The sequence below is a fragment of the Azotobacter tropicalis genome, assembly GCF_059739045.1.
In genome coordinates this window covers 1,648,070-1,672,873 of the sequence record NZ_AP046059.1, presented here as the reverse complement: position 1 = coordinate 1,672,873, position 24,804 = coordinate 1,648,070, and the positions used below count along the sequence as shown (strand labels likewise).

Sequence of the window (24,804 nt, the reverse complement as noted above, 5' to 3'; positions counted from 1 at the left end):
TGATAACAGCAGCTCCGGAGCGACTGGCCCGGACCTGACAGGAGTAGTTATGAATCCAGCAGAAATGGTAGGTCCGCAGGCACTGCCGGAGTTGCGGGCCAAAGTCGAGAGGATACTTGCCGAGAGCGAGCGTCAGGGTGCCACCGCTTGCGAGGTGTCCGTCTCGATCGAGCAGGGCCTGTCCACCACGGTGCGCCAGGGCGAGGTGGAAACCGTCGAGTTCAATCGTGACCAGGGTTTCGGCATCACCCTGTATCTCGGGCAGCGCAAGGGCTCGGCGAGCACCTCGGCGACTGGCGAGGCGGCGATTCGGGAAACCGTGGCAGCGGCGCTGGCGATCGCTCGGCATGCATCCGAGGACGATTGCGCCGGTTTGCCGGATGCAGCGCTGATGCCGGATGAGCTCCCCGAGCTGGATCTCTTCCATCCATGGGCGATCAGTCCCGAGCAGGCCATCGAGCGGGCGCTCACGTGTGAGGCGGCGGCCTTCGCCGCCGATCCGCGGATTCGCAATGCCGACGGCACTTCACTTAATTCGCATCAGGGATGTCGTGTATACGGCAACAGTCACGGCTTCATTGGTGGTTATGCCAGTACCCGGCACAGCCTCAGTTGCGTGATGATTGCCGAGGGAGAAGGACAGATGCAGCGCGACTACTGGTACGATGTCAACCGGCGCGGCGAAGCGCTGGCCGACCCGCAGGCTATCGGTCGGCGAGCGGCGGAGCGGGCGGTACGGCGTCTCGGTGCGCGTCCGGTGCCGACCTGCGAGGTGTCGGTGCTATTCTCCGCTGAGCTGGCTACCGGACTGTTCGGCCATTTCATCGGTGCAATCACCGGCGGTAATCTCTATCGGCACGCCTCCTTCCTGGAGGGCGCGCTGGGTGAGCAGCTGTTTCCCGAATGGCTGAACCTCGATGAGCGTCCACATATTCCACGGGCTTTGGGCAGTGCGGCCTTCGATGCCGATGGCCTGCCGACTCGCGCCAAGCATTTTGTCGAGCAGGGTCGCTTGGCCAGCTATGCCCTGGGTACCTATTCGGGGCGCAAGCTGGGCATGCCAAGCACTGCCAATGCCGGTGGAGTGCATAACCTATTCGTCAACCCGGGGGATGAGGACCAGGCTGCCTTGATTCGCCGCATGGGGCGCGGGTTGCTGCTGACCGAGCTGATGGGGCAGGGACTCAATCTGGTGACCGGCGATTACTCCCGTGGTGCTGGCGGCTTCTGGGTGGAGAACGGCGAAGTTCAATATCCGGTGCAGGAGGTAACCATCGCCGGCAATTTGCGCGACATATTCCGGCAGATTGTCGCAGTAGGTAACGATCTGGAGCAGCGCAGCAATATTTGCACCGGTTCGGTGCTTATCGAGCGCATGACTCTGGCGGGAAGCTGAGTGAAGGGGAAGCTGTCGCCAGAAGCCCGGCGGCAGCGATACGTATGTATTATTCGTCTTCGTCGAAGCGGTTATTGATCAATTCGACCAGTGCTTCCAGCGCTTCGCAGTCCTGTTCGCCTTCGGTATGCAGGTGAATGGGCGTTCCCTTGCCGGCAGCCAGCATCATGACCGCCATGATGCTCTTGCCGTCGACCAGACTCTCCGGGGCTCGGCCGATGCGTACCGTACAGGCGTAGCGCCCGGCTACTCCGACGAACTTGGCCGCTGCACGGGCATGTAGTCCAAGCTTGTTTATGATGGTGACTTCGCAGGTGGGCATCGCGTTATCCATCCTTCAGCCGAGGTCGCGGTGGCGAACCTGAACGTTCTTGAGTGACTGCTTTAATGCGTGGCCGAGCCGGTCGGCCACGTAGACCGAACGATGATGACCGCCGGTACAGCCGATCGCGATAGTCACATAAGCACGGTTGCTGGCGGCGAAGCGGGGTAGCCATTTCTGCAAATAAGCATGGATGTCCTGGTACATCTCCTCGACGTCCGGTTGGGCGGCGAGGTAGTCGATGACCGGTCGATCCAGACCGGAAAAGCTACGTAGATCCGGCTTCCAATATGGATTAGGCAGGCAGCGAACATCGAACACTAGATCTGCATCCACTGGCATTCCTCGCTTGAAGCCGAAGGATTCGATCAAAAAAGCCGTGCCCGGTTCCGGTTTGTTCAGCAAGCGCAGCTTGAGTGTGTCGCGCAACTGATAAAGATTGAGGTGGGATGTGTCGACCTTGAGGTCGGCTAGATCCTTGATCGGAGCAAGCAGCCTGCTCTCGTCGCGAATTGCTTCGGCCAATGAGCGGTTCTCATTGGTTAACGGATGACGCCGGCGAGTTTCCGAGAAACGCTTGAGCAGGGTTTCGTCATCGGCATCCAGGTAGAGCAGATCACAGAGGATGTAGCGGGTACGTACCTCTGCCAGCAGTTCGGGGAAGCGTTTCAGCTGGCTGGGCAAGTTGCGAGCATCGATAGATACCGCGACTTGGGGTTGGATCAGCTCAGTATGTAGTAGCGCCCTTTCGGCCAGCTCGGGAAGTAGAACGGCTGGCAAGTTGTCGATGCAGAAGAAACTATTGTCCTCTAGGACATCGAGGGCGGTGCTTTTGCCAGAGCCAGAGCGGCCGCTGACGATAATCACGCGCATGATGAATATTTTCCGCGGTCAGTGATTGCCGAAAGCCCGGCGGTCAATTGCTCGTTCACGGTCAACGAACCTCCGCACCACTCCCGGGAAACCCTACTGGCCCTTCTGCGCGTCCGCCACGACTTGGTAAAGGGCTTCGCTGCTCTCGACCTGGCGCAGATGCTCACGTATCTCGCTGCGATCGAGCATGCTGGCGATCTGGCGAAGCAATTGCAGATGCTCGTCGGTAGCGGCTTCTGGAACCAGCAGGACGAACAGCAGATCGACCGGTGCACCGTCAATAGCATCGAAATCGATCGGAGCATCCAGGCGCAGCAGTACACTGATCGGGGCAGGGCAGCCAGGTAGACGGCAATGGGGAATGGCGATGCCATTACCAAAACCGGTCGAGCCCAGTTTCTCACGGGCAATTAGGCTCTCGAAAATGGTCTGCTGATCTAGATCGGGCATTTCGCGGGCGACCAGGCTGGCAATATATTCGAGGGCACGCTTCTTACTGCCTCCCGGCACGTTCACCAAAGAGCGGCCGGGAGTCAGAATGTCTTCGAGTCTGATCATGGGACAGAAGAGTCAGCGGGCCGTGGCGCCCTGCTGGCGTTCGATCTGCTTTTCCTTGTGCTTAATCAATTGGCGGTCAAGCTTGTCGACAAGCAGATCGATGGCCGCATACATGTCTTCATGCTCAGCATTGGCGACCACTTCGGCACCAGAGACATGCAAGGTTGCTTCGATCTTCTGTTTGAGCTTCTCAACGGTCATGATCACCTGCACATTGGTGATACGATCGAAATGACGCTCAAGGCGGCTGATCTTCTCCTCGACATAATCACGTAGGGCGTCGGTCACATCCAGCTGATGTCCACTGATGTTGACTTGCATACCGCTTTCTCCTTGTTGCTGTTTTGACGCAGGCTGACGGGCCTGCTACCGGTATACGCTGTGTCGACTGACCGCGGAAGGATTACTGCCATTGCTGCGGCCGGTTCGATCTTGTGTTACATGAGTCGCTTGCGTTCACTGGACGGCGCAATACTGAGCGATTCCCGGTATTTGGCGACTGTACGGCGAGCCACCTGTATGCCCTGTTCTTCCAGTAAACCAGCGATCTTGCTGTCGCTCAATGGCTTTTTCGGATTTTCCGCTGCAATCAGTTTCTTGATGATGGCGCGGATGGCCGTGGAAGAGCACTCACCGCCTTCAGCGGTGCTGACGTGACTGGAAAAGAAATATTTCAGTTCATAGATGCCGCGCGGGGTATGCATGTATTTCTGGGTAGTAACCCGCGAAATGGTCGATTCGTGCATGCCGACTGCCTCGGCGATGTCATGCAATACCAGCGGTTTCATGGCTTCTTCGCCATAGTCGAGGAAGCCGCGCTGGTGTTCGACGATCTGCGTGGATACCTTCATGAGCGTCTCGTTGCGGCTCTGCAGGCTCTTGATAAACCAGCGAGCCTCCTGTAGTTGGTTGCGCATGAAAGTGTTGTCGGCGCTGGCATCGGCGCGTCTGATGAAGCCGGCGTAGTGGGGGTTGATGCGCAGGCGTGGTACGGCTTCCTGGTTGAGCTCCACCAGCCAACGGTCATTATGCTTTCGCACGATGACATCGGGTACTACATATTCGGGCTCGCTGGCTTCGATCTGGGCACCGGGGCGCGGGTTAAGACTTTGGATCAACTCGATTACCGGGCGCAGCTCTTCCTCCTTGAGCTTCATGCGCCGCATCAACTGGGTGAAGTCGCGGTTGCCGAGCAGATCGAGGTAGTCCCTTGTCAACCGCTTCGCCTCCTCCAGCCAGGGTGTATCGGCTGGAAGTTGGCGCAACTGCAGCAGCAGCGACTCGCTGAGGTCGCGAGCAGCAACTCCTGCGGGCTCGAACTGCTGGATACGGCGTAACACCATCTCCACTTCATCGAGCTCGATACTCAGCTCCGGATCCAACGAGGCCAGAATTTCCTCCAGCGAGGCTTCCAGATAGCCGTCGCTGTTGATGCTATCGATCAGGGTAACGGCAATCAGGCGGTCGGTATCTGACATCGGGGCCAGATTAAGTTGCCAGAGCAAATGGCTCTGCAGACTTTCGCCCGTGGAGGTGCGGGTGGTGAAGTCCCATTCGTCATCTTCGCTGCTCGGCAGACTGCTGGCGCTGGTCTGGTAGATGTCTTCCCAAGCGGTATCCACTGGCAGCTCGTTGGGAATTCGCTCATGCCAGTCGCCATCCTCCAGGCTGTTGCCTTCCTCACCGTTGGCCGTGCTCTCGTAGCTCTCCTGATAAGAAGCGGATGCGGCATCGATCGCCGACTGATCCCCATGCTCGGCTAGCGTGTCCGGGCTGCCGTAGTCCTCAGCGTCTTCCTGACGTTCCAGCATGGGGTTGGAGTCGAGGGCCTCTTGGATTTCCTGCTGAAGATCCAGGGTCGACAGTTGAAGCAGACGGATGGCTTGTTGCAGCTGCGGAGTCATCGTCAGCTGCTGACCCATCTTAAGGACTAGCGATGGTTTCATAATTGTAGGAAGCACCATATTTGCCAAAGCATTCGCGTCAATCACTACGAGGCGACGATGCGCCTTCTTAAAGCAAATTACATGCCTGATTATAACGGAGTTTGACTGGTCTATCCCATGGAGTAGAGCATCTCATAGACGGAATTCATGGCCGAGATACACTTCCTGCACCAGTTTATTGGTGAGGACGGCCTCGGCGTCGCCTTCGGCTATCAGCTGCCCATCGTTGACAATGTAGGCGGTTTCGCAGATGTCGAGTGTCTCACGCACGTTGTGATCGGTAATTAGAACGCCAATGCCCTTGTTCTTCAGGTGATAAATGATCTGCTTGATGTCATTAACTGAAATCGGATCGACGCCGGCAAAGGGTTCGTCGAGCAGGATGAATTTCGGAGTAGTGGCCAGAGCGCGGGCAATCTCGACCCGGCGCCGCTCGCCGCCCGAGAGACTCATGCCGAGACTGTCGCGGATATGGCTGATGTGGAACTCCTGCAGCAGAGCTTCCAGAGCCTGGCGGCGGCCTTCTCCATCCAGATCTTTGCGGGTTTCCAAGATAGCCAGGATATTATCGGCCACCGTAAGCTTGCGGAAAATCGATGCCTCTTGGGGGAGGTAACCGATACCGACCCGGGCGCGACCGTGCATGGGCAGGTGGGTGACATCGTCCTGATCGATCAGAATGCGCCCTTGGTCGGCACGGACCAGGCCGACGATCATGTAGAAGCAGGTAGTCTTGCCGGCCCCGTTGGGGCCGAGCAAGCCGACGATTTGACCGCTTTCGATGGAAAGGCTGACGTCACGGACAACCTGGCGGCCCTTGTAGCTCTTGGCCAGATGCTGAGCTTTGAGGGTAGCCATTATTGTGTCTGTCCTGACTGCTGTTTCTTTTTCGGTTGGATGACCATATCGATCCGTGGTTTCGGACTGGATATCCTGTTTCCAGTGGCACGGCCAGCATTAACGATCTGCCGTTGGGTGTCGTAAACGATTTTTTCACCCTCGAAAGTGTTGCCATCCTGAACTACCCGTGCCTTATCAACCAACACAATGCGTTCGTTTTCGGCAAAGTACTGGATAGTCTGGCCGTAGGCTCGGACGATGCTTTTGTCAGGTGCCGGTTTCTGCTCGTAAGAGGCAGGATTGCCGACTGACGTGAAAACTTTGATTTCACCCTTGTCGTCTTGGGTGATAGTGACTTTGTTGCCGGTGATTTTCAGGGTGCCCTGAGTAATGACCACGTCGCCTTGGTAGACCGCAACCCCTTGCTTGTCATCGAGTTCGGCACTGTCGGCCTGGACGCGGATCGGCTGCTCACGATCAGAAGAAAGAGCCCAAGCGCTCGCTGCGCCCAGTGCGGAGCACAGGCTGAGCAAGAAAGGGAGAGCCCGGTGGGGGAAACGGTTAGCGAACCTCATGCTGGCCTCTTACACTGGACAGCAGGTGCATCCTGCTGTCATCCAAATACGCTTTCATCCCGACAGCCGTCGTAACTCCGTTGGCCGCCTCAATTTTAACGGGTTGCTGAGTCTCAGCATATTCCCGCTCTGGAAACACGCTCAGGCGGCTGGTAGTAAGGATGGTGGAGCGCTCTTGGATATCGGTGCGCTCAACCCGTACCGCATCAATCAATTCAACCTGGTCGCCTTGGGGGCTGACCTCGCCGCGCTCGCTGCGTACGTGCCAAGGGGTTGGGGTGCCGCGGAAAATCAGCAAATCGGGCTGAGTGAGTAGGGTGATTTCGCTGCTTTTGAGATGCTCCACTCTGTTGGCAGTCATCTCGTAATGCAGATTACCTGCAGGCTGATATTGCAGTGTGCGCGCATTGGTTACATAAAAATCAATGGCGTTGTCGTCTGGAGTGTTGCCTGCTTTGTCCATAAAGCTCGCTGGACGAATGTTCCAGTAGCCTATCGCCGCCAGCAGTGTGGCCAAGGCGGCAAAGATCAGCGAAAGGCGGAATTTGCGCAGCATAGTCGCCTCTAGTTAGAGATAAGCGCTCTGCGTGGCTTCGAGGTTGCCCTGGGCTCGCAAGATCAGTTCGCAGAATTCGCGGGCCGCCCCTTCGCCGCCGCATGCTTGGGTGACGCCATGGGCGTGTTTGCGGACAAAGTTATCGGCGTTGGCCACGGCCATTCCCAAGCCAACACGACGGATGACCGGTAGGTCGGGCAGATCGTCACCGAGGTAGGCGACCTGCTCATAGATGAGCCCTAGTTCAGCCAGTAGTTCGTCCAATACGACCAGCTTGTCCTCACGCCCCTGATAGAGGTGCTGGATGCCCAGGTTACGGGCGCGGCGTTCGACCACTGGTGTGGTGCGGCCACTGATAATAGCAGTACGTACTCCAGAGTTAATCAACATCTTAATGCCGTGGCCATCGAGAGTATTGAAAGTTTTGAATTCGCTGCCATCGGCCAGAAAATAAAGGCGCCCATCGGTGAGAACGCCATCTACATCGAAGATGGCCAGGCGAATCTCCTTGGCTCGTTGCAGTAGTCTGTCGTTCATTTTACAGAACCCCCGCCCGAAGTAAGTCATGCATGTTCAGGGCACCGACCGGCCGATCGGCGTTGTCGACCACAACCAAGGCATTAATCTTGTAATCCTCCATGATCTTCAAGGCTTGTGCGGCGAGCATCTCGGCTCGGGCGGTCTTGCCATGGGGGGTCATCACTTCGTCGATGGTGGCTTGGCGTACATCGATATTGCGGTCCAAGGTGCGGCGCAAGTCTCCGTCGGTGAAAATGCCAGCTAGGCGTCCATCGCCCTCGAGTACCACGGTCATGCCGAGGCCCTTGCGGGTCATTTCCAGCAGTGCATCGCGTAGCGTGGTGCCACGTTGCACGCAGGGCAGGCTGTCGCCGACGTGCATGATGTTTTCTACCTTCAGCAGTAGGCGGCGGCCGAGGGCGCCTCCCGGATGGGAAAAGGCGAAGTCTTCGGCGGTAAAGCCGCGTGCCTCGAGTAGTGCAATGGCCAGGGCGTCTCCGAGCACTAGGGCAGTAGTCGTAGAGGCGGTAGGGGCTAGATTGAGTGGGCAGGCCTCCTGGCTAACGCCTGCATCGAGGTTAACGGCAGCCGCTTCGGCCAAGGGAGAGTTGGGGTTGCCAGTCATGCTGATCAGGGTAATACCGAGGCGCTGGATCAAAGGCAGCAGAGTGATAATTTCTGCGGTGGAGCCGGAATTGGACAGGGCCAATACCAGATCGTCCCGGGTGATCATGCCCATGTCACCATGGCTGGCTTCGCCAGGGTGAACGAAAAACGCTGGCGTACCAGTGCTTGCCAAGGTGGCGGCGATCTTGCGTCCAATGTGCCCGGATTTGCCCATACCGACAACCACGACGCGCCCCTTGCAATCTAGGATCAGTTTGCAGGCTTTAGCAAAATCACCGTTAATACGTGCAAGAAGTGCCTCGATGGCCGCGATTTCCAGGCGTATGGTTCTTTGGGCTGACTGGATCGGGTTGCTCGAGTGGGGCATGGTGGCAGCTCGTCGCTTGAAAAAAGGCGCCGATTATAGCGGTAAAGCCCATCCTGCTCACATATCGACTGGCACGATTGCGACCAAAGCGGTCTACAACGCCTGTATGCTTGGGACGCCTGTGCTCGCAGTGTTATAGTGCCTGTCAGTTCGGTCAAGCGGTACGGCGTCTCCCTATCCTGGGGGTAGCGGCGTTTAGCCGAGGGGGTATTCACAAGGAGTCTAGATGAGCGACTCAAACGACTACGCAGTCATGCTGAAGGGGTCTCCTTCAAGCGAGGCTCGCGCAGTATCTTCAATAATGTAGACATCCGCATCCCGCGTGGCAAAGTCACCGGCATCATGGGGCCCTCCGGGTGCGGCAAGACCACTTTGTTGCGTCTGATAGCCGCTCAGCTCAAGCCGGAAAGCGGCGAAGTCTGGGTCAATGGGCATAACCTTCCACAACTGTCGCGCAGTGAATTGTTCGAGATGCGCAAAGAAATGGGAGTGCTCTTCCAGAGCGGGGCGCTATTTACCGATCTTGATGTCTTCGAGAATGTGGCCTTTCCGCTACGGGTTCATACCAAGCTGCCTGACGAAATGATCCGTGACATCGTGCTGATGAAGCTGCAGGCAGTCGGATTGCGCGGTGCTATTGATCTGATGCCTGACGAGCTTTCTGGTGGCATGAAGCGTCGTGTGGCGCTGGCTCGGGCGATTGCTCTCGATCCGCAAATTCTTATGTATGACGAACCTTTCGTTGGTCAAGATCCAATCGCCATGGGCGTTTTGGTGCGTCTGATTCGTTTGCTCAATGATGCTTTAGGTATTACCAGCATAGTGGTTTCCCACGATTTGGCCGAGACGGCCAGCATTGCGGATTACCTCTATGTGGTAGGTGATGGTCAGGTGCTTGGAGAGGGAACCCCTCAAGACTTGATGAATTCCAAAAATCCGCGTGTCACCCAGTTTATGAAGGGGCTTCCGGATGGCCCAGTGCCATTTCATTTTCCGGCACCCGATTATCACAATGACCTTCTGGGGAGGCGCTGATGCATAAGAAATCCCTCCTTGAGCAGGTCGCTCTGCTTGGTCGCTCCTTCATTGATGTGGTCGAGGCAATGGGGCGTTCTGCTTTGTTTCTGCTGCACACCATGTTCGGTCGGGGTGGTGCCGGCAGCAGCTTTCAGCTGCTGATCAGACAAATTCACTCGATCGGTGTGCTTTCGTTGCCGATCATCGTTGTCTCTGGTCTTTTCATCGGCATGGTGCTGGCTCTGCAAGGCTATAACATCCTAGTCAGCTATGGTTCGGAGCAGGCTGTCGGGCAGTTGGTTGCCTTGACTCTGCTACGCGAACTGGGACCGGTCGTCACTGGCTTGTTGTTTGCTGGGCGTGCTGGCTCAGCGCTCACTGCGGAAATCGGCAACATGAAGTCCACCGAGCAGCTTTCCAGTCTGGAGATGATTGGTGTCGATCCGCTGAAGTACATTATCGCGCCGCGCCTGTGGGCTGGTTTCCTTTCCATGCCACTGCTGGCCGCAATCTTCAACGTGGTCGGCATCTGGGGGAGTGCCATGGTCGCGGTGGACTGGCTGGGGGTCTACGACGGTTCGTTCTGGGCCAGCATGCAGAGCAGTGTGGATCTGCACGAAGACGTAATTAATGGCGCGATCAAGAGCATTGTCTTCGCCTTTGTGGTGACCTGGATCGCAGTATTCCAAGGTTACGACTGTGAGCCGACCTCGGAAGGGATCGGTCGCGCTACTACAAGAACAGTGGTCTATGCCTCGCTGGCCGTGCTAGGACTGGACTTCATTCTGACAGCCTTGATGTTTGGAGATAACTGATGCAAACCCGCACCTTGGAAACCGGTGTCGGCCTGTTCATCCTGGCAGGTATGCTGGCCCTCCTGTTGCTGGCACTGCGTGTCAGCGGCCTGACGGTCAGTACCAATGGCGATACCTACAAGCTCTATGCATATTTCGATAATATCGCCGGTCTGACGGTCCGGGCAAAGGTGACGATGGCTGGTGTCGCTATCGGCAAGGTCACGGCTATTGACTTGGACCGCAATAGCTACACCGGTCGTGTGACCATGGAATTGGAAAAGCGTGTCGACAATCTACCGAGTGACTCCACGGCTTCCATTCTGACTGCCGGTCTGCTGGGCGAGAAGTATGTCGGTATCAGCGTTGGGGGAGAGGAAGAGTTGCTGAAGGATGGGGACTCCATCCAAGACACTCAGTCGGCATTAGTGCTTGAGGATCTGATCGGCAAGTTCCTGATGAACTCCGTCAACAAAGACAAAGAAGAAGTCAACAAGGGCCAAGAAGAATAGGTCACAGAGGATATTCCCATGATTACTGTATTGCGTCGTGGCTTTCTGGTACTGCTGACGCTTTTGCCGCTGTTTGCGGCTGCATCGAGCACTCCCCATCAGGTGGTACAGCAGACCACCGACTCTCTGCTGGGCGACCTGAAAAAGAACAAAGCTACTTATAAAAGCAATCCTCAAGCTTTCTACGATGCGTTGGATCGGATCCTCGGTCCTGTAGTAGATGCCGATGGAATTTCCCGTAGCATTATGACCGTCAAGTATTCTCGCAAGGCGACTCCCGAGCAGATGACCCGTTTTCAGGAGAGCTTCAAACGTAGTCTGATGCAGTTCTACGGCAATGCGCTTCTTGAGTACAACAATCAGGATATCCGCGTATTGCCCTCTGCTGCGCCAATAGAAGGCGACCGCGCGAGTGTTGGCATGGAGGTTCGGGATACTCAGGGCACCGTCTATCCGGTTTCCTATACCATGGTGAATAAGCAGGGCCAATGGATGCTGCGCAATGTCATCATCAATGGCATCAATATCGGCAAGCTATTCCGCGATCAGTTCGCCGAGAGCATGCAGCGCAACGGCCAGAATTTGGACAAAACTATCGATGGTTGGGCTGATGTAGTAGCCAAGGCCAAGGATAGTGAAGAGGGCAAGAAGGCTGCAGGGCAATGAGCGAAGCCTCGATTCGCCAGACCGAGCCTGGAGTGCTCGCTCTTGTCGGCGTGCTCGACTACAGTACTGGCCCGGCTCTGCGTCAGCAGGGGCGGGCGCTGATCGGCACTGCTGAGGCCAAGGACTTGGTTCTCGATTGTGCAGGCGTGGAAAAGTCCAGCAGTGTCGGGCCGTCCTTGCTGCTGGCCTATCTGCGTGATGCCAAGGCTGTCGGCAAGCGCTTGCGGATTCATGCGCTTCCTGAGGACATGCGCGAGATAGCTCAAGTCTGCGGTCTGCTCGAGTTGCTGCCGCTGGAGGCCTGATGGCCTTATGGCCTTCCGTCGGAGTCGCTGCTGGCGCAGGCTTCGCAGTCGCTGGGGTTTTTTATAAGATGAGCGGCTTTCCTGATGTCTGGGAAGCCGGTAGTCTCACGATCCCGTTTGCTTTGCGCCGACATCCACCGTAGGAGTAATTCATGACAGCTTCCGAGATATGCATGCAGCCCGCTGAAGTTAAGCGCTTTCTTGAAAGCAAGTTGGTTGATACCCGGGTCGAGGTGCAGGGGCAGGGCTGCGATTTTCAGCTCAACCTGATCAGCGACGAACTGGCCGCGATGAGTCCGGTGAAGCGTCAGCAATTGGTCTATGCCCAGTTGAACGATTGGATCGTTGACGGACGCATTCATGCCATTACCATGAAATTCTTCAGTTGCGCCGCTTGGGCCGAGCGTTCCTGAGTCTGCCTGCGCGAGAGAACATGGACAAACTGATTATTACCGGCGGCCAGCGCCTTGATGGCGAGATCCGTATTTCTGGAGCTAAAAACGCAGCGCTGCCGATCTTGGCGGCGACTCTGCTGGCCGATACGCCGGTCACCGTCTGTAATCTGCCGCACTTGCATGATATCACCACGATGATCGAGCTGTTCGGACGCATGGGTGTGCAGCCGGTGATCGACGAAAAACTTAGTGTGGAAGTGGATGCCAGCAGCATCAAGACCTTGGTGGCGCCCTATGAACTGGTCAAGACGATGCGCGCCTCTATCCTGGTGCTCGGTCCGATGCTTGCCCGTTTTGGCGAGGCCGAAGTCGCCCTGCCAGGGGGATGTGCCATCGGCTCACGGCCAGTCGACTTGCATATTCGCGGTCTGGAGGCTCTGGGCGCGCAGATCGAAATGGAAAGCGGTTATATCAAGGCCAAGGCTCCTGTCGGTGGTTTGCGTGGCGGCCACTTCTTTTTCGATATTGTCAGCGTGACAGGCACTGAGAACATCATGATGGCCGCATCGTTAGCCAATGGGCGTACGGTGCTGGAGAATGCCGCGCGCGAGCCGGAAGTGGTTGATTTGGCCAATTTCCTGAACGGCATGGGTGCACAGATCAAGGGGGCTGGCACCGACACCATTGTTATCGAGGGTGTAAAGCGCTTGGGTGGCGGTCGTTACAGCGTAATGCCTGATCGCATCGAGACTGGCACCTATTTAGTGGCTGCGGCCGCCACTCGTGGGAGGGTCAAACTCAAGGATACCGATCCCACCATTCTTGAAGCGGTATTGCTCAAGCTGGAGGAGGCAGGTGCGCACATTGACACCGGCAACAACTGGATTTCGCTGGATATGAAGGGTAACCGGCCCAAGGCGGTGAACGTGCGCACTGCACCGTATCCAGCGTTTCCCACTGATATGCAGGCCCAGTTCATTTCATTGAATGCCATCGCCGAGGGCACCGGAACGGTCATCGAAACCGTGTTCGAGAATCGCTTCATGCATGTCTATGAGATGAACCGCATGGGAGCACGTATTCTGGTGGAGGGTAATACTGCAATCGTCACTGGCGTGCCATGTCTGAAAGGCGCTCCGGTAATGGCTACCGACCTGCGTGCTTCCGCCAGTCTGGTGATTGCCGGTCTGGTGGCCGAAGGGGACACCTTGATCGATCGCATTTACCATATTGATCGCGGCTATGAGTGCATCGAGGAAAAGTTGCAGTTGCTCGGTGCCAAGATCCGCCGTATTCCGGGGTAGCTCTGGGACTTAGATGGCACCGGCTTCAGCCTCTGAAGGGGCAATATCCAAGGACATTCGTTTTCATGCTCACCATCGCCCTGTCCAAAGGCCGAATTCTTGACGATACCCTGCCTTTGCTTGCCGAAGCTGGCATCGTGCCGATTGAGGATCCGGACAAGAGTCGCAAACTCATCATTCCGACTAGCCAGGAAGACGTGCGCCTGCTGATCGTTCGTGCCACCGATGTACCGACCTATGTCGAGAACGGTGCTGCCGACTTGGGAGTGGCTGGCAAGGATGTGCTGATGGAGTATGACGGTCAGGGGCTATACGAGCCGCTTGACTTGAGGATCGCCAATTGCAAGCTTATGACGGCCGGCAAGGTCGGTGCCGAGGCACCTAGGGGGCGTCTGCGGGTGGCAACCAAGTTCGTTAATGTAGCCAAGCGTTACTATGCCGAGCAGGGCCGCCAAGTGGACATCATCAAGCTCTATGGCTCCATGGAGCTGGCCCCCTTGGTAGGGCTGGCCGACAAGATCATCGACGTAGTCGATACTGGCAACACCTTGCGTGCCAACGGCCTGGAGCCTCAGGAGCTGATCGCCACCATTAGCTCCCGGCTGATCGTCAATAAGGCCTCGATGAAGATGAAGCATGCACGCATCCAGGCCTTGATTGATACTCTGCGCGAAGCCGTCGAGAATCGGCATCCCGCTTGACTCCTATCTCGCCAACGCCTTCCGTGTCATAGCAAAATTCTCGGGCGCCCGCGCGGAAGGCTTGCTAGGTTAGCGGCGCCCAAGCTCCAGCCATTCAAGAGGCCCGTTATGACCGCCCCCATCGCTCTTCGCCGACTCAACGCTGCCGATCCGGATTTTGCGTGCTATCTGGATCATTTGCTGAGCTGGGAAAGCGTATCCGATGAGGCCGTCAACCAGCGTGTGCTGGACATCCTCCAAGCTGTACGCGAGCACGGCGACGTAGCCGTAGTTGAGTTCACCCAGCGCTTCGATGCTGTCGAAGCCAAGTCCATGGCTGACTTGATCCTGCCGCGCGAGCGATTGGAGCTGGCCTTGACGCGCATTTCTCCGGCGCAGCGCGAAGCGCTGGAAAAGGCTGCGGAGCGCGTACGCCTCTATCACGAAAGGCAGAAGCAGGACTCCTGGACTTATACCGAGGCTGACGGTAGCGTACTCGGTCAGCAGGTCACACCATTGGACCGTGCGGGGCTGTATGTGCCTGGCGGGAAGGCGGCTTATCCGTCCTCGGTGCTGATGAACGCCATTCCGGCCAAGGTCGCCGGCGTGTCCGAAGTGGTGATGGTTGTACCGACGCCGCGCGGTGAGCTCAACGAGCTGGTGCTGGCCGCAGCCTGTGTTGCTGGTGTCGACCGCGTGTTCACCATCGGCGGCGCTCAAGCCGTCGCTGCGTTGGCTTATGGCACTGAAAGCGTGCCCCAAGTAGACAAGATCGTCGGTCCCGGCAATATCTATGTGGCTACGGCCAAACGCCACGTGTTTGGCCAAGTCGGTATCGACATGATTGCCGGCCCCTCGGAGATTCTAGTGGTCTGTGACGGTCAGACCGACCCGGACTGGATCGCCATGGACCTATTCTCCCAGGCTGAGCATGATGAAGACGCCCAGTCGATCTTGGTCAGCCCGGATCCTGCTTTCCTTGATCGTGTGGCTGCGAGCATGGCCAAACTGCTGCCGACCATGGAGCGTGCTGAGATCATTCGCACCTCGCTGGAGAGGCGCGGAGCGCTGATCCAGGTAGCCGATATGGCGCAGGCCATCGCTGTGGCCAACCGTATCGCACCCGAACACCTTGAGCTCTCGGTGGCCGAGCCACAGCAATGGTTGCCGAAGATCCGCCATGCTGGTGCCATCTTCATGGGTCGCTACACTGCCGAGGCGTTGGGTGACTATTGCGCCGGTCCCAATCATGTGCTGCCAACTTCGGGCACCGCGCGCTTCTCTTCGCCTTTAGGTGTGTACGATTTTCAGAAGCGCTCGTCGATCATTTTCTGTTCGGCGGAGGGAGCCTCCGCCTTGGGTAGAAGCGCCTCGGTACTCGCGCGTGGCGAATCGTTGACCGCCCATGCGCGCAGCGCCGAGTACCGGATCAAGGGCTGAAAGGCAGCCCCAGACCTGTAGAAGTAGGCTTGCTGGCGTCCGTATCTGAGAAGTTCGCCAGCGAGCGCTCCTACGCAAAGCAGATCGAACCCGCATTCGAGGAGAGAAGGGCATGAGCAAATTTTGGAGTCCCTTCATCAAGAGCTTGGTCCCCTATGTGCCAGGCGAACAGCCAAAGCTGAGCAAGCTGGTCAAGCTCAATACCAACGAGAATCCCTACGGACCTTCACCTCGGGCGATTGCCGCCATGCAGGCCGAGCTGAACGACAGCCTACGTCTATACCCAGACCCCAACGGCGAGCGCTTAAAGCAGGCGATTGCCGGCTACTACGGCGTGCAGAGCAATCAGGTATTTGTTGGCAATGGCTCCGACGAAGTGCTGGCGCATATCTTTCATGGGTTATTTCAGCATGGTCGGCCGCTGCTGTTCCCCGATGTGACCTACAGCTTCTATCCGGTGTACTGTGGTCTATACGGAATTCCCTTCGAAACCGTAGCGCTCGATGAGCAGTTCTGCATCCATATCGAGGACTATGCGCGGCCCAATGGTGGAATCATCTTCCCCAACCCGAATGCGCCAACTGGTCGTCTGTTGCCGCTTGAGGCAATCGAGCGCCTGCTTGAGACCAATCCAGACTCGGTGGTGGTGGTGGACGAAGCCTACGTGGATTTTGGTGGCGAGACGGCGATCCCTCTTGTCAATCGTCATGCCAACTTGCTGGTCACCCAGACCTTATCTAAGTCGCGCTCTTTGGCTGGGCTACGAGTCGGTCTGGCAGTCGGTCACCCTGAGCTAATCGAGGCGTTGGAGCGGATCAAGAACAGTTTCAATTCCTACCCGCTGGACCGGTTAGCCATCGTCGGAGCGGCTGCGGCTTTCGAAGATCACATTTACTTCAAGCAGACCTGCCGTCAGGTGATCGCCAGTCGGGAGCAGTTGGTCGGCGAGCTGCAGCGCCTGGGTTTCGAGGTGCTACCGTCGGCCGCCAACTTTGTCTTTGCCCAGCATCCCGAACGCGATGCCGAGGAGCTTGCCGCGGGGTTGCGCGAACAGGGAGTGATTGTTCGCCACTTTAGGCAGGAACGGATTCGTCAATTCCTGCGCATCACTATCGGTACCTCGGAGCAGAATCAGGCATTGATCGACGTGCTGTCGACTCTCTGCTGATCCGTAGGGATGGACACCTTGGCCCTCGGGAGCGGTACGCTTACGGCTGCACAGCTGTGGGCGGCGGGCGTAAACCGATCTCAGCGGCCACGGTCAAGGCCTGGCCGTTGCGCAGGATCTCGATATCGATGGTTTCGCCCGGCCGGGTCCGGGCGACTTGATTCATGGCATGGCGTCCGTCGGTGGCCGGTTCGCCATCGATGCTGACGATCAGGTCGCCTGGCTGCAGGCCAGCCCGCTGCGCGGGACCGTCGCGGTAGATGCCGGCAACAACGATGCCTGGCCGGCCCTCCAGTCCGAAGGACTCGGCCAGTTCCTTGGTCAGTGGTTGCACTTCGAGACCGAGCCAGCCGCGAATGACTTGGCCATGCTTGATGATTTCCTCCATCACCTCTAGTGCCAGCTTTGCTGGAATCGCGAAACCGATACCTTGGGAACCACCCGACTTGGAAAAAATGGCGGTATTGATGCCGATCAGGTTGCCGTTGGCATCAATCAGCGCGCCGCCCGAGTTGCCCGGATTGATAGCTGCATCAGTCTGAATAAAGTCCTCATAGGTGTTCAGGCCCAGCTGGTTGCGTCCGGTAGCACTGATGATACCCATGGTTACTGTCTGTCCTACACCGAAGGGGTTGCCGATGGCCAAGGCGACATCGCCGATGCGGATGCTGTCAGATCTTCCCATATGCATGACCGGCAACTGCTCAAGATCGATCTTGAGCACAGCCAGGTCGGTTTCCGAATCGTTGCCGATGACCCGGGCGAGGACTTCCCGACCATCTCTCAGTGCGACGACGATCTGGTCGGCACCGGCGGTGACATGGTTGTTGGTCAGCAGGTAGCCATCTTGGCGCATGATCACTGCGGAGCCGAGGCTGGACTCCAGGCGCCGCTGACTCGGCAGAGAGTTGCCGAAGTACTGCTGTAGCAGCGGATCGTCAAACAGTGGTTGGCTAGGTTTTTTGACGACCTTGGTGGTATATAAGTTGGCCACTGCTGGTGCGGCACTGCTGACTGCGTTTGCGTACGAAGCGGGACTCTGTGGTGAAAGGATGGCCCGTGGGAGCTGTTGTTCATCGCTGCTACGTTGTGGTAGGCCAACCCATTCCGGATGGCGCTGGATTATCAACAGGGCCAGCAGTACTCCGACCGCCAGGGGCCAGCCAAGAAAACGCAGGGCCTTGAGCATGGAGCGGGAGTCCTTGGGGTTGCAGGGGCTAAGGGGGGCGTAAGGTGCGCCATTATACGAGGGAGCCGCTAACTAGCTAGCGGCTCGCAAGCGTCTCATGGAGATATCGATGGCCATTGCTCTGTCCGAACTGGTGAAAGAAGCTGATCGCTATCTGGGAGCGTCTGGCATATCTGATTACTGCCCGAACGGCTTGCAGGTCGAGGGCCAGCCTTGGGTCGCCAGAATCGTCAGCGGCGTGACGGCCAGCCAGGCGCTGCTGGATGCCGCGGTCGAGGCAGAGGCGGATCTGGTGCTGGTGCATCATGGCTATTTCTGGCGCAACGAGAACCCCTGCGTCGTCGGCAGCAAGCGCCGTCGGCTGCAGACCCTGCTGAGCAACGACATCAGCCTGCTGGCCTATCATCTGCCACTGGACGTGCACCCCGAGGTGGGCAACAACGTGCAACTGGGCGAGCGCCTCGGGCTGCACGTGGAGGGCCGCTGGAGCCGGGCAATCCTCGTTCGGTCGGTCTGGTCGGCCATCTGCCCGAGCCACTCGCGCCACAGGAGTTCGCCCGCCGAGTGCGGCAGGCGCTGGATCGCCAGCCCCTGTTGATCGAGGCCGACCGGCCGATCCGGCGCATCGCCTGGTGCACCGGGGCGGCGCAGGGCTATATCGAGCAGGCGATCGCCGCCGGCGTGGACGCCTACCTGACTGGCGAGGTTTCCGAAGCCACCGTGCACAGTGCGAGGGAGAGCGGCATCAGCTTCCTGGCGGCAGGGCACCATGCCACCGAGCGCTACGGTGTGCAGGCCCTTGGCGAATACCTGGCACGGACCTTCGACATCGAACACCTGTTCGTCGATTGTCCCAATCCGGTCTGAACGGTAGCTATATCTCTAGATGGTTTTGATCTAAGTAGTGTTCCTATTAGAAGAAGGGACTGTGCTAGAGTGCGCCAACGTCCCACGGCCCGCAGGCCGTAACCCATTTGCAATCCGTGAGTAGCCATGGTCGACAAACTGACGCATCTGAAACAGCTGGAGGCGGAAAGCATCCACATCATCCGTGAGGTGGCCGCCGAGTTCGACAACCCGGTGATGCTGTATTCCATCGGCAAGGATTCTGCCGTCATGCTGCATCTGGCGCGCAAGGCCTTTTTTCCGGGCAAGCTGCCATTCCCGGTGATGCATGTCGATACCCAGTGGAAGTTCCAGGAAATGTACAAGTTTCGCGACAAGATGGTCGCGGAGATGGGCCTGGAGCTGATCACCCATGTCAATCCAGAAGGGGTGGCGCAGGGTATCAACCCCTTTACCCATGGCAGTGCCAAGCACACCGATATCATGAAGACCGAAGGTCTCAAGCAGGCCCTCGACAAGTACGGCTTCGACGCTGCTTTTGGTGGTGCCCGGCGCGACGAGGAGAAGTCCCGCGCCAAGGAGCGCGTCTACTCCTTCCGCGACAGCAAGCACCGCTGGGACCCGAAGAACCAGCGTCCCGAGCTGTGGAACGTCTACAACGGCAAGGTGAAGAAGGGCGAGTCGATCCGCGTGTTCCCGCTGTCCAACTGGACCGAGCTGGACATCTGGCAGTACATCTACCTGGAGCAGATTCCCATCGTGCCACTGTATTTCGCCGCCGAGCGCGAGGTCATCGAGAAGAACGGCACCCTGATCATGATCGACGACGAGCGCATTCTCGAGCATCTCTCCGACGAGGAGAAGGCGCGCATCCAGAAGAAGATGGTGCGCTTCCGCACCCTCGGCTGCTACCCGCTGACCGGCGCCGTGGAGTCCACCGCCGCCACCCTGCCGGACATCATCCAGGAGATGCTCCTGACCCGCACCTCCGAACGCCAGGGCCGGGTCATCGACCATGATGGTGCCGGTTCGATGGAAGAAAAGAAACGTCAGGGCTACTTCTAAGGTCTTCGCCTCATGTCGCATCAATCCGAACTGATCAGCGAGGACATCCTCGCCTACCTGGCCCAGCACGAACGCAAGGAGCTGCTGCGCTTTCTCACCTGCGGCAATGTCGACGACGGCAAGAGCACCCTGATCGGCCGCCTGCTGCACGACTCCAAGATGATCTACGAGGATCACCTAGAAGCCATCACCCGCGACTCCAAGAAGGTCGGCACCACTGGTGACGAGGTCGACCTGGCGCTGCTGGTCGACGGCCTGCAGGCCGAGCGCGAGCAGGGCATCACCATCGACGTGGCCTACCGTTATTTCTCGACCGCCAAGCGCAAGTTCATCATCGCCGACACGCCCGGACACGAGCAGTACACCCGCAACATGGCCACCGGGGCGTCCACCTGCGACCTGGCGATCATCCTGATCGACGCCCGCTACGGCGTACAGACCCAGACCCGCCGGCACAGCTTCATCGCCTCGCTGCTGGGCATCCGGCACATCGTGGTCGCCATCAACAAGATGGACCTGATGGGTTTCGATCAGGGCGTCTTCGAGCGCATCCAGGCCGACTACCTGCAGTTTGCCGAGCGTCTCGGCCTCAAGCCAAGCTCGCTGCACTTCGTGCCGATGTCCGCCCTCAAGGGCGACAATGTGGTCAACCGGAGTGAGCGCGCGCCCTGGTATCAGGGCCCGTCGCTGATGGAAATCCTCGAGACCGTCGAAATCGCCGCCGACCGCAACCTGGCGGACATGCGCTTTCCGGTGCAGTACGTCAATCGGCCGAACCTGAACTTCCGTGGCTTCGCCGGTACCCTGGCCAGCGGCATCGTGCACAAGGGCGACGAAGTCGCCGTGCTGCCCTCGGGCAAGACCAGTCGGGTGCGCTCCATCGTCACCTACGACGGCGAGTTGGAGCAGGCGATTCCCGGCCAGGCGATCACCCTGACCCTGGAGGACGAGATCGATGTGTCGCGCGGCGACATGCTGGTGCATGCCGACAACCGCCCGCAGGTCACCGACGGCTTCGAGGCCATGCTGGTGTGGATGGCCGAGGAGCCGATGCTGCCAGGCAAGAAGTACGACATCAAGCGTGCCACCAGCTACGTGCCGGGCAACATCGTCGGCATCGAGCACCGTATTGACGTCAACACCCTCGAGCACGCGCCGGCCAGCGAGCTGAAGCTCAACGAGATAGCCCGCGTGCGGATCAGTCTGGACGCGCCCATCGCCCTCGACGGCTATGAGTACAACCGCACCAGCGGCGCCTTCATCGTCATCGACCGCCTGACCAACGGCACCGTCGGTGCCGGCATGATCGTCGCCGAGCCGCTGTCCGGGCAGAACGCCGGGAATCACCACGGACGGCTTGCCCATGTCAGCGCCGGGGAGCGTGCCGCGCGCTTCGGCCAGCAGCCGGCCACGGTGCTGTTCACCGGCCTGTCCGGTGCCGGCAAGAGCACCCTGGCCTATGCCTTGGAGCGCAAGCTGTTCGACATGGGCCGAGCGGTCTATGTGCTGGATGGGCAGAACCTGCGCCACGACCTGAACAAGGGCCTGCCGCTGGATCGCGTCGGGCGTGCCGAGAACTGGCGGCGTGCCGCTCAGGTGGCCCGGCAGTTCAACGAGGCTGGCCTCTTGACCTTGGCCGCCTTCGTCGCTCCGGATGCCGAGGGGCGCGCCCAGGCCCAGGCGCTGATCGGCGCCGAGCGGCTGATCACCGTCTATGTACAGGCCTCGCCGTTGGCCTGCCGCGAGCGCGATCCGCAAGGGCTGTATGCTTCCGGCAGCGACAACATTCCCGGCGAGTCCTTCCCCTACGACATACCGCTGGATGCCGATCTGGTGATCGATACCCAGCATCACTCGGTGGAGGAGGGAGTGAGGCAGGTGCTTGAACTGCTGCGCAGCCGCGGCTCCCTCTAAGACGACCTGCCGTCTCGACCAAACCCTTGCAGCCCTGGCTGCGAGAGTTTGGGGGCTCAGTGCATCATCTTCTAGAAGAAGGCTGTCTTGGTGTTCAGGAGGTAGTTCGCTCCCTCTGGCAGGCTGGCGTGCATTCGGGCGCGGACACAAGCACTCCCCGGGCATGCATAGCCAGGTTCGTCAGCGCCGCTCGTCGGCCAGGCTTCAGTGCTTGCCTTTCAGGCCGAATTGCTCGTCCAGCATGCCGGGGGCGTTGGCGATCTTGGGGGCATAATCCTTGGGCGCTTCGGGTGCCGTTGCGCCGGACAGGCGCTCATGATCGCCGAGGCTCTCTTGGTTCTGCAGCGTGGCGAGCAGGCGCTGGCGGGTCAACTCGTCGAGTGCGAGACGGCTGGCACCCTCGGACAGGTGTTCCTGAATTTCCGCATAGCTCTGGGTGAGCTTCTTCACCAGGCTGGCGGTGGTGTTGAAGTGGGTAATCACCTCATTTTGATAGGTATCGAAGCGCTCCTGCAGCTCGTCTAGCTGGCGTTGTGTCCGGCCGGGTGCCGCATTGGGCAATAGACGAGCGGCAACGAAGCCGATGGTGATGCCGACAAGCAGGGTGAGGGCCGGTAGCAACCAGGCCATGAGCGTCTGTTCCACGATCCTTCCTCTATAGGCTTCTTTGTTTTACGTTAGCGGCTCCAGTCTGCCCTGTATAGCCGGTCTAGACGCATGCAGCGATTCGTGCCGGCAGACGGAGCCGGGCTTGATCGCAGCTATGGCTGTATGCCGTCATTGCGCAAGCCTAGTCATGGTCCGGCGCGAATGCTGCTGCAGCACATCTTTGTGCTGGACGGTTTTCCGCGGGCATGGCGATCCAACCATCCAAGACGAGCCGGCCTAGGCGGGCTCACGGAGATACAGTTTGTCGAATCGTGAAAGTTCCCTGTTCATCGATGGGCCCTGCGGTCCGCTCGAAGCGCTCTACCTCGAACTGCCGCAGGCCCGTGGCCTGGCTCTGCTCTGTCATCCCAATCCGGTGAAGGGTGGGACCATGCTGAACAAGGTCGTCTCCACCCTGCAGCGCACCGCCCGGGATGCCGGTTACAGCACGCTGCGCTTCAACTATCGTGGCGTTGGCGCCAGCGCAGGCAGTCACGATATGGGTAGCGGCGAGGTGGATGATGCCGAAGCCGTTGTTCAGTGGGTACGCGAGCAGTTGCCGCAGCTGCCCTTGAGTCTGTTCGGCTTTTCCTTCGGTGGCTATGTCGCGCTCAATCTCGCGGAGCGCCTGGCTGCACAGGGGCAGGTGCCGGAGCGGATATTCCTGGTCGCGCCGGCGGTGATGCGCCTGGAGAGCGAGACAATGGTGCCGCCACAGGGTGGCAGTCTGACAGTCATCCAGCCGGAGCAGGACGAGGTGGTCAGTCCGCAACTGGTCTACGACTGGTCGGCAGCCCTGCAGCGTCCCCATGAGTTGCTGAAAGTGGCAGAATGCGGGCATTTCTTCCATGGCAAGCTGGGCGAGTTGAAGGACTTGGTCAGTTCACGCCTTTGAGCATAGACAAGCGCACACCATGACCACTCGAATCCTCACCGGTATCACCACCACCGGCACTCCGCATCTTGGCAACTATGCTGGCGCCATCCGCCCGGCGATCATTGCCAGTCGCGACCCCCATGCCGACTCGTTCTATTTCCTCGCCGACTACCATGCGCTGATCAAGTGCGACGACCCGGAGCGCATTCAGCGCTCGCGTCTGGAAATCGCCGCCACCTGGCTGGCCTGCGGGCTGGACGCGGAGAAGACGACCTTCTACCGCCAGTCGGACATTCCCGAGATAACCGAGCTGACCTGGCTGCTCACCTGCGTGACGGCCAAGGGCCTGCTCAACCGTGCGCATGCCTACAAGGCCTCGGTGGACAAGAATCTTGAGGTCGGCGAGGACCCCGATGCCGGGGTGACCATGGGGCTGTTCAGCTATCCGGTGCTGATGGCGGCAGATATCCTGATGTTCAACGCGAACAAGGTGCCGGTCGGTCGCGACCAGATCCAGCACGTGGAGATGGCGCGTGATATCGGGCAGCGCTTCAATCATCTGTTTGGCCGGGGTAGTGAGTTCTTCACCCTTCCGGAAGCGGTGGTCGAGGCGGAGGTCGCCACCCTGCCGGGGCTCGACGGCCGTAAGATGTCGAAGAGCTATGACAATACCATTCCCCTGTTCGGCTCGGCCCGTCAGCTGAAGGATGCCATCGCTCGCATCATCACCGATTCGCGAGAGCCGGGTGAGCCCAAGGATCCGGACAGCTCGCATCTGTTCACGCTCTACCAGGCGTTCGCCACGCCCGAGCAGCTCGCCGGATTCCGTGCCGATCTGCTTGCCGGTCTGGCCTGGGGGAGGCCAAACAGCGCCTGCTCCAGTTGCTGGAAAACGAATTGGGTGAAGCTCGCGAGCGCTACCAAACGCTGATTGCGAGACCGCTTGACTTGGAGGACATTCTCCAGGCTGGTGCGGCCAAAGCGCGCAGGGTCGCCACCCCCTTCCTCGGCGAGCTGCGCGAAGCGGTTGGATTGCGCTCGTTCCGTAGCGACGTGCGTAGTCAGGCTGCCAGCGGTAAGAAGAAAGCGGCAAAGGCCGCGCGCTTCATCAGTTTCCGCGAATTCGATGGAAGGTTTCGTTTCCGTTTTCTGGCTGCCGATGGCGAGGAATTGCTGCTGTCGCGGCCGTTTGACGATCCCAAGGCGGTGGGGCGGATCAGCCAGCGGTTGATTGCTCTGGGGCCGGATGCACTCGAATTGCGTGCCGATGAAGGGGCCCAGTTCAGTCTCTGGCTGGACGGCGAATGCATGGCCGACAGTCCGGTGTATGCCGATCCAGATGCCTTGGAGGCAGCCATGCTGCGCCTGCGAGAGGCGATTGCAGGGCTTGCCGACTGATTGCCGT

25 protein-coding genes and 3 pseudogenes are annotated in these 24,804 nt (G+C 58.8%); 16 read left to right on the top strand and 12 right to left on the bottom strand.

Going from position 1 to position 24,804, the window contains the following annotated elements:
* Nucleotides 1-49 precede the first annotated feature (49 nt).
* Nucleotides 50-1,396 (top strand): metalloprotease PmbA, encoded by a 1,347-nt coding sequence (pmbA, locus tag Atro_RS07815; protein ID WP_497927123.1) that lies wholly within the window; start codon nt 50-52, stop codon nt 1,394-1,396.
* A gap of 49 nt (nt 1,397-1,445) precedes the next feature.
* On the opposite strand, the gene Atro_RS07810 is transcribed toward pmbA, so the two are convergent.
* The 10 genes from Atro_RS07810 to Atro_RS07765 form a co-directional block, all read right to left on the bottom strand.
* Nucleotides 1,446-1,718: an HPr family phosphocarrier protein gene (locus Atro_RS07810; RefSeq protein WP_497927122.1), complete on the bottom strand. Its 273-nt coding sequence runs from the start codon at nt 1,716-1,718 to the stop codon at nt 1,446-1,448.
* Between the two features lie 15 nt (nt 1,719-1,733).
* Complete coding sequence (gene rapZ / locus Atro_RS07805) at nt 1,734-2,591, bottom strand: RNase adapter RapZ (protein WP_497927121.1); 858 nt, start codon at nt 2,589-2,591, stop codon at nt 1,734-1,736.
* A 93-nt stretch (nt 2,592-2,684) separates the two neighbouring features.
* A complete protein-coding gene (gene ptsN / locus Atro_RS07800) occupies nt 2,685-3,149 on the bottom strand; it encodes a PTS IIA-like nitrogen regulatory protein PtsN (RefSeq protein WP_497927120.1) in 465 nt (154 codons plus the stop codon).
* 12 nt (nt 3,150-3,161) lie between these two features.
* Entirely contained in the window at nt 3,162-3,470 is a 309-nt protein-coding gene (hpf, locus tag Atro_RS07795; RefSeq protein WP_497927119.1) for a ribosome hibernation-promoting factor, HPF/YfiA family, read from the bottom strand.
* Nucleotides 3,471-3,586: 116 nt separating this feature from the next.
* Nucleotides 3,587-5,095, bottom strand: a complete 1,509-nt coding sequence (locus Atro_RS07790; RefSeq protein ID WP_497927118.1) for an RNA polymerase factor sigma-54 — start codon at nt 5,093-5,095, stop codon at nt 3,587-3,589.
* A 132-nt stretch (nt 5,096-5,227) separates the two neighbouring features.
* The gene (gene lptB, locus Atro_RS07785) at nt 5,228-5,953 is read right to left on the bottom strand and encodes an LPS export ABC transporter ATP-binding protein (protein ID WP_497927117.1); all 726 of its coding nucleotides are present in this window, start codon (nt 5,951-5,953) and stop codon (nt 5,228-5,230) included.
* Nucleotides 5,953-6,510, bottom strand: coding sequence for a lipopolysaccharide transport periplasmic protein LptA (gene lptA, locus Atro_RS07780; protein WP_497927116.1), 558 nt, complete (start codon nt 6,508-6,510; stop codon nt 5,953-5,955). The genes lptB and lptA overlap by 1 nt, the downstream gene beginning before the upstream one ends.
* Nucleotides 6,497-7,066 carry an LPS export ABC transporter periplasmic protein LptC gene (gene lptC, locus Atro_RS07775; protein WP_497927115.1) on the bottom strand — a complete coding sequence of 190 codons (570 nt, stop codon included), beginning with the start codon at nt 7,064-7,066 and terminating at the stop codon, nt 6,497-6,499. Before lptC ends, lptA begins: the two co-directional genes overlap by 14 nt.
* A 12-nt stretch (nt 7,067-7,078) precedes the next feature.
* Nucleotides 7,079-7,603, bottom strand: coding sequence for a KdsC family phosphatase (locus Atro_RS07770; protein ID WP_497927114.1), 525 nt, complete (start codon nt 7,601-7,603; stop codon nt 7,079-7,081).
* Nucleotide 7,604: 1 nt separating this feature from the next.
* Nucleotides 7,605-8,579, bottom strand: coding sequence for a KpsF/GutQ family sugar-phosphate isomerase (locus Atro_RS07765; RefSeq protein WP_497927113.1), 975 nt, complete (start codon nt 8,577-8,579; stop codon nt 7,605-7,607).
* Between the two features lie 226 nt (nt 8,580-8,805).
* Between Atro_RS07765 and Atro_RS07760 the strand changes: the two are divergent.
* The 10 genes and pseudogenes from Atro_RS07760 (at nt 8,806) to hisC (ending at nt 16,860) form a co-directional block, all read left to right on the top strand.
* A pseudogene (locus Atro_RS07760) lies at nt 8,806-9,614 on the top strand (ATP-binding cassette domain-containing protein).
* On the top strand, nt 9,614-10,411 hold the full coding sequence (gene mlaE / locus Atro_RS07755; RefSeq protein ID WP_497927112.1) for a lipid asymmetry maintenance ABC transporter permease subunit MlaE: 798 nt from the start codon (nt 9,614-9,616) through the stop codon (nt 10,409-10,411). Before Atro_RS07760 ends, mlaE begins: the two are co-directional and overlap by 1 nt.
* Nucleotides 10,411-10,902: an outer membrane lipid asymmetry maintenance protein MlaD gene (gene mlaD / locus Atro_RS07750; protein WP_497927111.1), complete on the top strand. Its 492-nt coding sequence runs from the start codon at nt 10,411-10,413 to the stop codon at nt 10,900-10,902. Before mlaE ends, mlaD begins: the two co-directional genes overlap by 1 nt.
* 18 nt (nt 10,903-10,920) lie before the next feature.
* Nucleotides 10,921-11,568: an MlaC/ttg2D family ABC transporter substrate-binding protein gene (locus tag Atro_RS07745; protein WP_497927110.1), complete on the top strand. Its 648-nt coding sequence runs from the start codon at nt 10,921-10,923 to the stop codon at nt 11,566-11,568.
* The gene (locus Atro_RS07740; RefSeq protein ID WP_497927109.1) at nt 11,565-11,873 is read left to right on the top strand and encodes an STAS domain-containing protein; all 309 of its coding nucleotides are present in this window, start codon (nt 11,565-11,567) and stop codon (nt 11,871-11,873) included. Before Atro_RS07745 ends, Atro_RS07740 begins: the two co-directional genes overlap by 4 nt.
* Nucleotides 11,874-12,046: 173 nt before the next feature.
* On the top strand, nt 12,047-12,286 hold the full coding sequence (locus Atro_RS07735; RefSeq protein ID WP_497927637.1) for a BolA family protein: 240 nt from the start codon (nt 12,047-12,049) through the stop codon (nt 12,284-12,286).
* A 20-nt stretch (nt 12,287-12,306) separates the two neighbouring features.
* Nucleotides 12,307-13,572 (top strand): UDP-N-acetylglucosamine 1-carboxyvinyltransferase, encoded by a 1,266-nt coding sequence (gene murA / locus Atro_RS07730; protein ID WP_497927108.1) that lies wholly within the window; start codon nt 12,307-12,309, stop codon nt 13,570-13,572.
* Nucleotides 13,573-13,637: 65 nt separating this feature from the next.
* On the top strand, nt 13,638-14,273 hold the full coding sequence (gene hisG, locus Atro_RS07725; RefSeq protein ID WP_497927107.1) for an ATP phosphoribosyltransferase: 636 nt from the start codon (nt 13,638-13,640) through the stop codon (nt 14,271-14,273).
* A 108-nt stretch (nt 14,274-14,381) separates the two neighbouring features.
* A complete protein-coding gene (gene hisD, locus Atro_RS07720; protein ID WP_497927106.1) occupies nt 14,382-15,692 on the top strand; it encodes a histidinol dehydrogenase in 1,311 nt (436 codons plus the stop codon).
* A gap of 112 nt (nt 15,693-15,804) precedes the next feature.
* On the top strand, nt 15,805-16,860 hold the full coding sequence (hisC, locus tag Atro_RS07715; protein ID WP_497927105.1) for a histidinol-phosphate transaminase: 1,056 nt from the start codon (nt 15,805-15,807) through the stop codon (nt 16,858-16,860).
* Between the two features lie 40 nt (nt 16,861-16,900).
* Here the strand turns inward: hisC and algW are convergent, their stop codons facing one another.
* The gene (gene algW, locus Atro_RS07710) at nt 16,901-18,049 is read right to left on the bottom strand and encodes a Do family serine endopeptidase AlgW (protein ID WP_497927104.1); all 1,149 of its coding nucleotides are present in this window, start codon (nt 18,047-18,049) and stop codon (nt 16,901-16,903) included.
* A gap of 109 nt (nt 18,050-18,158) precedes the next feature.
* On the opposite strand from algW, the pseudogene Atro_RS07705 reads away from it, so the two are divergent.
* The 3 genes and pseudogenes from Atro_RS07705 to cysN all read left to right on the top strand — a co-directional run bounded on the left by Atro_RS07705 (nt 18,159) and on the right by cysN (nt 21,874).
* A pseudogene (locus Atro_RS07705) lies at nt 18,159-18,916 on the top strand (Nif3-like dinuclear metal center hexameric protein).
* Between the two features lie 126 nt (nt 18,917-19,042).
* The gene (cysD, locus tag Atro_RS07700; protein ID WP_039805609.1) at nt 19,043-19,960 is read left to right on the top strand and encodes a sulfate adenylyltransferase subunit CysD; all 918 of its coding nucleotides are present in this window, start codon (nt 19,043-19,045) and stop codon (nt 19,958-19,960) included.
* Between the two features lie 12 nt (nt 19,961-19,972).
* A complete protein-coding gene (gene cysN, locus Atro_RS07695) occupies nt 19,973-21,874 on the top strand; it encodes a sulfate adenylyltransferase subunit CysN (RefSeq protein WP_497927103.1) in 1,902 nt (633 codons plus the stop codon).
* A gap of 204 nt (nt 21,875-22,078) precedes the next feature.
* Here cysN and Atro_RS07690 read toward each other — a convergent pair whose 3' ends face one another.
* Nucleotides 22,079-22,519 (bottom strand): Z-ring associated ZapG family protein, encoded by a 441-nt coding sequence (locus Atro_RS07690; protein WP_089167420.1) that lies wholly within the window; start codon nt 22,517-22,519, stop codon nt 22,079-22,081.
* 265 nt (nt 22,520-22,784) lie between these two features.
* Between Atro_RS07690 and Atro_RS07685 the strand changes: the two genes are divergently transcribed.
* Both Atro_RS07685 and Atro_RS07680 read left to right on the top strand, forming a co-directional pair.
* A complete protein-coding gene (locus tag Atro_RS07685) occupies nt 22,785-23,417 on the top strand; it encodes an alpha/beta hydrolase (protein WP_165892994.1) in 633 nt (210 codons plus the stop codon).
* Nucleotides 23,418-23,436: 19 nt separating this feature from the next.
* A pseudogene (locus tag Atro_RS07680) lies at nt 23,437-24,797 on the top strand (tryptophan--tRNA ligase).
* Nucleotides 24,798-24,804: the final 7 nt, after the last annotated feature.

Coding starts and splice junctions, on each gene's coding strand:
- pmbA (WP_497927123.1), top strand. CDS start 50: ATGAATCCAGCAGAAATGGTAGGTCCGCAGGCACTGCCGGAGTTGCGG.
- Atro_RS07810 (WP_497927122.1), bottom strand. CDS start 1,718: ATGCCCACCTGCGAAGTCACCATCATAAACAAGCTTGGACTACATGCC.
- rapZ (WP_497927121.1), bottom strand. CDS start 2,591: ATGCGCGTGATTATCGTCAGCGGCCGCTCTGGCTCTGGCAAAAGCACC.
- ptsN (WP_497927120.1), bottom strand. CDS start 3,149: ATGATCAGACTCGAAGACATTCTGACTCCCGGCCGCTCTTTGGTGAAC.
- hpf (WP_497927119.1), bottom strand. CDS start 3,470: ATGCAAGTCAACATCAGTGGACATCAGCTGGATGTGACCGACGCCCTA.
- Atro_RS07790 (WP_497927118.1), bottom strand. CDS start 5,095: ATGAAACCATCGCTAGTCCTTAAGATGGGTCAGCAGCTGACGATGACT.
- lptB (WP_497927117.1), bottom strand. CDS start 5,953: ATGGCTACCCTCAAAGCTCAGCATCTGGCCAAGAGCTACAAGGGCCGC.
- lptA (WP_497927116.1), bottom strand. CDS start 6,510: ATGAGGTTCGCTAACCGTTTCCCCCACCGGGCTCTCCCTTTCTTGCTC.
- lptC (WP_497927115.1), bottom strand. CDS start 7,066: ATGCTGCGCAAATTCCGCCTTTCGCTGATCTTTGCCGCCTTGGCCACA.
- Atro_RS07770 (WP_497927114.1), bottom strand. CDS start 7,603: ATGAACGACAGACTACTGCAACGAGCCAAGGAGATTCGCCTGGCCATC.
- Atro_RS07765 (WP_497927113.1), bottom strand. CDS start 8,579: ATGCCCCACTCGAGCAACCCGATCCAGTCAGCCCAAAGAACCATACGC.
- mlaE (WP_497927112.1), top strand. CDS start 9,614: ATGCATAAGAAATCCCTCCTTGAGCAGGTCGCTCTGCTTGGTCGCTCC.
- mlaD (WP_497927111.1), top strand. CDS start 10,411: ATGCAAACCCGCACCTTGGAAACCGGTGTCGGCCTGTTCATCCTGGCA.
- Atro_RS07745 (WP_497927110.1), top strand. CDS start 10,921: ATGATTACTGTATTGCGTCGTGGCTTTCTGGTACTGCTGACGCTTTTG.
- Atro_RS07740 (WP_497927109.1), top strand. CDS start 11,565: ATGAGCGAAGCCTCGATTCGCCAGACCGAGCCTGGAGTGCTCGCTCTT.
- Atro_RS07735 (WP_497927637.1), top strand. CDS start 12,047: ATGCAGCCCGCTGAAGTTAAGCGCTTTCTTGAAAGCAAGTTGGTTGAT.
- murA (WP_497927108.1), top strand. CDS start 12,307: ATGGACAAACTGATTATTACCGGCGGCCAGCGCCTTGATGGCGAGATC.
- hisG (WP_497927107.1), top strand. CDS start 13,638: ATGCTCACCATCGCCCTGTCCAAAGGCCGAATTCTTGACGATACCCTG.
- hisD (WP_497927106.1), top strand. CDS start 14,382: ATGACCGCCCCCATCGCTCTTCGCCGACTCAACGCTGCCGATCCGGAT.
- hisC (WP_497927105.1), top strand. CDS start 15,805: ATGAGCAAATTTTGGAGTCCCTTCATCAAGAGCTTGGTCCCCTATGTG.
- algW (WP_497927104.1), bottom strand. CDS start 18,049: ATGCTCAAGGCCCTGCGTTTTCTTGGCTGGCCCCTGGCGGTCGGAGTA.
- cysD (WP_039805609.1), top strand. CDS start 19,043: ATGGTCGACAAACTGACGCATCTGAAACAGCTGGAGGCGGAAAGCATC.
- cysN (WP_497927103.1), top strand. CDS start 19,973: ATGTCGCATCAATCCGAACTGATCAGCGAGGACATCCTCGCCTACCTG.